Source organism: Roseicyclus sp., from assembly GCF_052168335.1.
Classification (GTDB): Bacteria; Pseudomonadota; Alphaproteobacteria; order Rhodobacterales; family Rhodobacteraceae; genus Roseibacterium.
In genome coordinates, this window is record NZ_JBQLZP010000269.1 from 1 (window position 1) to 6,899 (window position 6,899).

6 protein-coding genes are annotated in these 6,899 nt (G+C 69.5%); 2 read left to right on the forward strand and 4 right to left on the reverse strand.

Annotated elements, in window-relative coordinates:
* From ACTS11_RS08120 to ACTS11_RS08135, 4 genes are all read right to left on the reverse strand, one after another.
* Nucleotides 1-1,248, reverse strand: a 1,248-nt coding sequence (locus ACTS11_RS08120) for an acetate--CoA ligase (protein WP_442639822.1), incomplete at its 3' end; no start/stop codon positions are given.
* Between the two features lie 517 nt (nucleotides 1,249-1,765).
* Nucleotides 1,766-2,731: a LysR family transcriptional regulator gene (locus ACTS11_RS08125; protein ID WP_442639823.1), complete on the reverse strand. Its 966-nt coding sequence runs from the start codon at nucleotides 2,729-2,731 to the stop codon at nucleotides 1,766-1,768.
* Between the two features lie 116 nt (nucleotides 2,732-2,847).
* On the reverse strand, nucleotides 2,848-3,789 hold the full coding sequence (locus ACTS11_RS08130) for a hydrogen peroxide-inducible genes activator (RefSeq protein ID WP_442639824.1): 942 nt from the start codon (nucleotides 3,787-3,789) through the stop codon (nucleotides 2,848-2,850).
* A 277-nt stretch (nucleotides 3,790-4,066) separates the two neighbouring features.
* The gene (locus tag ACTS11_RS08135; RefSeq protein WP_442639825.1) at nucleotides 4,067-4,987 is read right to left on the reverse strand and encodes a hydrogen peroxide-inducible genes activator; all 921 of its coding nucleotides are present in this window, start codon (nucleotides 4,985-4,987) and stop codon (nucleotides 4,067-4,069) included.
* A 117-nt stretch (nucleotides 4,988-5,104) separates the two neighbouring features.
* On the opposite strand from ACTS11_RS08135, the gene ACTS11_RS08140 reads away from it, so the two are divergent.
* Nucleotides 5,105-6,070: a universal stress protein gene (locus ACTS11_RS08140; protein WP_442639826.1), complete on the forward strand. Its 966-nt coding sequence runs from the start codon at nucleotides 5,105-5,107 to the stop codon at nucleotides 6,068-6,070.
* Nucleotides 6,071-6,167: 97 nt separating this feature from the next.
* The coding region (locus tag ACTS11_RS08145) for a proton-conducting transporter transmembrane domain-containing protein (RefSeq protein ID WP_442639827.1) at nucleotides 6,168-6,899 on the forward strand (732 nt) is incomplete at its 3' end.

Sequence of the window (6,899 nt, forward strand, 5' to 3'; positions counted from 1 at the left end):
GCCGGTTTCGGTCTGCCACCAGGTGTCGACGATGGGACACCGCCCCTTGCCGACCACCTCGTTGTACCAGTTCCAGGCCTCGGGGTTGATCGGCTCGCCCACGGAACCCAGGAGCTTCAGGCTCGAGAGGTCGTACTTCGTGACGAAGTCGTTGCCCTGCCCCATGAGGAGGCGGATCGCGGTGGGCGCGGTGTAGAACTGCGTGACCGCGTGCTTCTCGCAGACCGCCCAGAAGCGCCCGGCATCGGGGTAGGTCGGCACGCCCTCGAACATCACCGTCGTCGCGCCGTTCGCGAGCGGCCCGTAGACGATGTAGGAATGCCCGGTGACCCAGCCCACGTCGGCGGTGCACCAGAAGACGTCCCCGTCCTTGTAGTCGAAAGTGACCTCGTGGGTCAGCGAGGCATAGACGAGGTAGCCGCCCGAGGTGTGGACGACGCCCTTGGGCCGCCCGGTCGAGCCGCTGGTGTAGAGGATGAAGAGCGGGTCCTCCGCCCCCATCTCCTCGGCCGGGCAGTCGGTGCCCACCGTCGAGGCGACGTCGTCGTACCAGACGTCGCGGTTCGCAACCCAGGCGACCTGCTGGCCCGTGCGCTTCACGACCAGGCACTTCACGTGGTCGTCGCAGTGCAGGAGCGCCTTGTTCACGTTGTCCTTGAGGTCCGTCACCCGCCCGCCGCGCGGCGCGCCGTCGGACGTCACCACGACCTTGGCCGCGCTGTCGTTCACCCGGTTGGCCAGTGCGTCGGGCGAGAAACCGGCGAAGACGACCGAGTGGATCGCGCCGATCCGCGCGCAGGCGAGCATGGCATAGGCCGCCTCGGGGATCATCGGCAGGTAGAGCACGACGCGATCGCCGCGCCCGACGCCGAGCGCCTTCAGCACGTTGGCGAAGCGGCCGACCTCGCGGTGAAGGTCGCGGTAGGTGATGTGCCGCGCCGGCTCGGCCGGATCGTCCGGCTCGAAGATGATCGCGGTCTGGTCGGCGCGCGTCGCGAGATGGCGGTCGATGCAGTTCGCCGCGACGTTCAGCGTGCCGTCATCGAACCAGCGCACATGCACGTCGTCATGGGCGAAGGAGGCGTCGCGCACCTTCGTGTAGGGCCGGATCCAGTCGAGCCGCCGACCCTGCTCGGCCCAGAAGGCCTCGGGGTCGCGGATCGAAGCGGCGTACATGCGGCGGTAGGCCTCTGCATCGACATGTGCGTCGGCGAGCAGGGCGGGCGAGGTCTGGCTGTCCTTCGGCAATTTGCATCCCCTCCAGAATGCGGCGGCCCTGTCGCTCTTGCGGGCCACACCGGGCCGCCGTCGGGGCCCTCCGGCCCCCGCATGATCCGCAATCCCCGCGCCACGTCCGGGCGATGCCCGATGTCCGGCGCGGCTGCCCCTCGAAGGGCACGACGATGACGGGTCAGCCTCCCCCAACCAGTGCGGACGACAGGTGCCTGGCGTGCTGTCGGATCGCGTCCCGTTCCCTTCGCGAATCCTGCTCGGCGTCGGCCGTCCTCTCTCCATGGCGGGACCGGCTGCAACTTCCCCGTGCCGATTCTGCCATGCCGGGGACCATCGCAGGTTTACGTTTTTGAAAGAACATGTCGCGCAGCGGGCCGATTCGATTATGTCGGGCATTTTCACGCCGCGTCGCAGAATCTGTCATGAAATTTACAATTCTGCGAAATCCAGTCGCAAAATCGGGGCGAAGCGTGCCGGACGGCGCCCGGTTCCGGTTTTCAGGCGCCCGGGGGCCGCCCCCGGAATCGCGCGCTCACTGAAGGAGGGTGAAGGTCTCTCCGAGCCAGGGCATCCGCTCGAGCCCGGGTTCGAGGAAGTGCGTCCCGATCAACTCCCGCGCGAGTGACGCGATCTGCTCCGGGATCGGGCCGGTCCAGTCGTCCGTCGCGTAGAGGGCGATGCGCCGCGCGATCGGTTCTCCGGGCAGGGGATGGGCGTCGATCCCGCCCGCGAAGCGCCCTGCGCGAAGCAGGCTGAGCGGCGTCGTGATCGTCCAGCCCGTGCCGGAGGCCACGAGCGCGCTGATCGACTGGTTGGAATCGATCTCGAAGCGCTGCGGCGGATTCAGGCCCGCGCGTGTCAGATAGCCCTCGATCTGCTGACCCATCACCTGGTCGAGATCGCGCCGCAGGAACGCGAGGTGCGACAGGCCTGCCAGTCCGTCCTCCACGCGCACGCCGCGCGGCACGGCGAGGATGTAGGGGTCGCGGACGAGCGGATGGGGCACGGTTCCGGGCGGATCGCTGGCCGGTGCCGCACAGATCGCGATGTCGAGGTTCCGGTCGGCGAGGCGTGCGGCCAGCGAATGGCTCGCCCCGGTCTGCAGGCGGAAGGCGCAATGGCTCATCGCCTCCGCCAGCCGCATGGCGAGCGTCGGCGTCACCTCGTTCTCGAAGTCCTCGATGACCCCGAGCGACAGCGCCGAGAGATCCGTGAGGTCGAGCGCGGTCAGGCTCCGGTGCCCCTCGCGCAGAAGCGCGAGCGCGCTCTCCGTGCGTTGGAGAAAGAGCCGCCCGGCCGGTGTCAGCGTCATGGGGCGGCGCGAGTGGTCCAGAAGCTCGACCCCGAGCGTCTGGCTGAGATTGCGGATCTGCTGCGAGACGGCGGGCGCGCTGAGCCCCAGTTCCGCGGCCGTCGCGGCGACCGAGCCGGTGCGTGCCAGCGATTCGAACACCTCGAGACCGCGAAGCGTCAGACCTTTCAGAAGCGCTGCGGGCATCCGTGGCGAGGCCTCTCCGAAAGAACGACGGCCCCGCCCCGCGGCGGGCCCGACTGGGACCGGGCCATGATGGCGGCGGCGGGCCGGGCGTCAATGCCGATCGGCCGGATGCCGCGTCAGCTCTCGATCACGAGTTCGGGGAAGCGGCGGGCGGTCATCCGGATGATCTCGGCGAGGCGTTCGAAGGCGGCGCCGGCACCCGAGTTCCGCCGCCAGACGAGCCCGATCGAGCGCGAGAAGCGGCGCCCCCGGAAGGGCCGCGTGACCACGTCGCCCACGGCGCGCGCGTCGATCTCGGAGCGGACGTAGAGCGCGGGCAGGAAGGTCATTCCCATCCCCATCGCCACCATCTGCCGGAGCGCGTCGAGCGAGGTCCCCTCGTAGTCGCGCGACATGTGCGCCCCGGTCTCGGCGCAGACGGCCGAGATCTGGTCGTGCAGCGCATAGGCGGGCGAGAGCGCGAGGACCGTCTGATCCGCGAGGTCCGGGTTGTCGAGGCTCTCGCGACCCGCGAGCGGATGGTCGGAGGGCAGGGCGACGGACAGAGGCTCGCGGAACAGGCGCGCGGACTGGAAGGCGGCGCCAGGCACGGGAAGCTGCGTCAGGATCAGGTCCTGCTGGCCGTCGTTGAGCTGGCGCATCAACTCGCGCGGTGCGGCCTCGCGGATGTAGAGGCGCAGGTCCGGGTGGGAGCGGTGGAGGTCGCCCACCACGAAGGGCATGAGGTAGGGCCCGAGCGTCGCCGAGGTGCCCATGCGGACGGTTCCGGCCAGGCCCGATTTCAGCGTCACCGAGAGGTCGAGGATGTCCTGCGCCGCGTCCAGCATCTCGCGCCCGCGCCGCGCCACCTCGCGCCCTGCGAGCGTGAGCTGCACGGGACCGCGCCCGCGTTCCACGAGCGTCTGGCCGAGCGCTTCCTCGAGCGTCTTGATCTGTACGGACAGCGAGGGCTGGGAGATCCCGCAGCTCTCGGCCGCTTCGCGGAAATGCTGGGTTTCCTCCAGCGCGACGAGGTAGCGGAGCTGGCGGAGCGTGAAGGGCGGTATCGACTGCGGCATGGTCCTGTCCGGTGCGGTCTCGGCCACACATAGGAACTTCCAATCGAATTGGTAGGGCTGACCACCTTTTTCCTATCCGCGACTCCCGCTATCTCTGCATCACCGAGCAATTGGTTTGGCGGTCTCGTGGGCACGCGCGGGGTCGTCAAGGTAACGGTGCTGTGCTGGCGGTTGTCCCTTCCAGCGCTCACGGACCTGCACCGGTACCGTTCGGACGATCCGTACGCGGCCCCTGCCGTCAACCGTGTGCGGATCGTCCGATGCTCGGCCAGACCGATCAGTCGACCACCGTGACCTCGGGCGTGCTGCGCCTCAGGATCCGCCGGATCGCCTGGGCCAGTTCCTGGTACTCCGCCCCGCGCGCCGCGCGTGCGCGCCAGACCATGCCGACCGCGCGGAAGGGCTGCGGCCCCTCCAGCGGGCGGGCGGTCACGAGCTGGTTCGGCCGCACCTCGGAGCGCACGTAGAGCGCCGGCAGGAGCGAGATGCCGAGCCCCATCGCCACCATCTGCCGGATCGTGTCGAGCGAGGTGGCCGCGTAGTCGAGGCTGATTTCGGCCCCGGTCTCCTCGCAGATCCTGCGCACCTGGTCGTGCAGACGGTGCCCGGTCTCGAGCGTCAGGATGCGTTCGCCCGCCAGCCGCTCGCGCGGGACGCGGGCGAGCGCCGCGATCGGGTGGTCGGTCGCCGCCACGGCGAGGAGCGGCTCGCGGAAGAGGCGCGCCACCGACAGCTCAGCCCCCGTTACGGGCAAGGGAAGGAAGAGGAGGTCGAGCGACCCCTGCTCGAGCCGTCCCATGACGTCCGAGGCCAGCCCCTCGCGCACGTAGAGGCGCAGGTCGGGATAGGCCGCGTGCAGGTCGGGGATGACCAGCGGCAGGAAGTAGGAGCCGAGGGACTGCACCACGCCCACGCGGATCGTGCCGCCCAGCGGCCTGCCGCCACGCCGCGCGATCTCAACGATCTCGTCCACGTCGGCGAGGATGCGCCGCGCGCGGGCCGCGATCTCGTCGCCCTCCGCCGTCATGACGACCCGCGCGCGGGAGCGCTCCACGAGCTGAACGCCCAGCTTCTCCTCGAGCGCGGAGAGCTGGGCCGACAGTGTCGGCTGGGTCACGTTCGCGCGCTCCGCCGCGCGGCGGAAGTGCAGCGTCTCGGACAGGAGGGCGAGGTAGCGCAGTTGCTGGAGGCTGGGCATTCGGGGTCGGCGGCGGCAAGACTTATAGATGACATCTATCAAACTAGCCCGGAATTTCGATTGGACCAATCAGAAACGGTATCCTACCTCCCCCCGGACCGTATCCGTGGAGAGGCAATGGAGCGCTTCAGGAGCATCCTCGCGGTGCTTTCGGAGGAAAGCCTGCACGCCGTGGCCTTCGCCCGCGCGGTGGAGCTCGCGCGCGCGAACGGCGCTGCGCTGACGCTCGTGGACGTGATCGATTCCGCACCGGGCGAGCTCGGACGCCTCCTCTCGGTCGTGCCGGGCGCGCGCGGCGGCGAGATCGAGGAGGACATCCTCGCCTATCACCGTGACCGGCTGGCAGGCTACGCGGCTCAGGCCCGGGCGAGCGGGATCGAGGTGAGCGAGGCGGTCCTGCGCGGCGTGCCCTTCGTCGAGGTCGTCCGCATGGTTCTGCGCGAGGGACACGACATCGTCGTGAAGGGCGCGACGGAGGGCGGCCGCGGGGGTGGTGTGCTCAAGGGCTTCGACATGCACCTTCTGCGCAAGTGTCCCTGCCCGGTCTGGATGCTGACGGGCGAGGGGCACGGCCGGTTCGGCCGCATCCTCGCCACCGTCGATCCGACCGACCCGGAGGATGCGGCGCGGGCGGGCCTCGACCGCCTGGTGCTCGACCTCGCCACCGGGATCGGCGCGCGCGACGGGGCCGAAGTCCACGTCGCCCATGCCTGGCGCCTCCGGGAAGAGCGGGCGCTGCGGCGCGGGCGCCATGCCGCGACCCGCCCGGAGGCAGTGGACCGCCTCGTGGAGCGGGAGGAAAGCCTCGCCGAGGCGCGCCTCTCGACGCTGATGGAGGCCTATCCGCAGGTTCCGCCGACGCACCGGCACCTGCTGAAGGGCAGTCCGGGCGACGTGATCGCGCGCTTCGCCGAGGCGGAGGGCATGGACCTGATCGTGATGGGCACGGTCGGGCGGACGGGGCTTTCGGGCTTCGTGATGGGCAACACCGCCGAGACCATTCTCAAGGCGGTCCGCGCCTCGGTTCTGGCGGTCAAGCCGGACGGTTTCGTCACCCCGGTGACGCTCGAGGCCGAAGGATAGCGGCGACGTTTCGTGTGAACGGCCGGGACGCCGCGAAGACGGGGGTTCCCGGCGAAGAGGGATAGGGAAGACGAGCTTGGCGAATACCGGAGCAGAGGTGCCGCGCGTATACGGCGGTCCGGCGGGGTGGATCTCGGTCCTGATCCCGGCGGCCATCTTCGCGTGGCTGTTGCAGTTCCTCGCCCCCGTCGCGGCGGGCGAGCAGGTGCTTCTCGGCATCGACTGGGTGCCGTCCATGGACATCCGCCTGTCGGTGCTGATCGACGGGCTCAGCCTGACCTTCGGCCTCCTCATCACGGGGATCGGCGCGCTCGTCACGCTCTATTCCACGAAGTATCTCGGCAATCACCCCGAGTATCCGCGCTTCGTCCTCTACCTGATGCTCTTCATGGTGGGGATGCTGGGCCTCGTCCTGTCGGACAACCTCATCGCGCTCTTCGTCTTCTGGGAGATCACGACGATCTCCTCCTACCTCCTCATCGGCTTCGACAGCGACAGCGCGAAGTCGCGCCGTTCGGCGCTCCAGGCGCTCCTGCTGACGGGAACGGGCGGCCTCGCGCTGCTGGCGGGCATGATCCTGCTCGGCAACGCGGCGGGGTCCTTCGAGCTTTCGGTCATCCTGACGATGGGCGACGAGATCCGGGCGCATCCGCATTACGTGCCGATCCTGATCCTCTTCCTCGCCGGCGCCTTCACCAAATCGGCGCAGTTCCCGTTTCACTTCTGGCTGCCGAACGCGATGGCCGCGCCCACGCCCGTCTCGGCCTACCTGCACTCGGCCACGATGGTGAAGGCGGGCGTCTACCTCATGGCGCGGGGTTCACCCGCG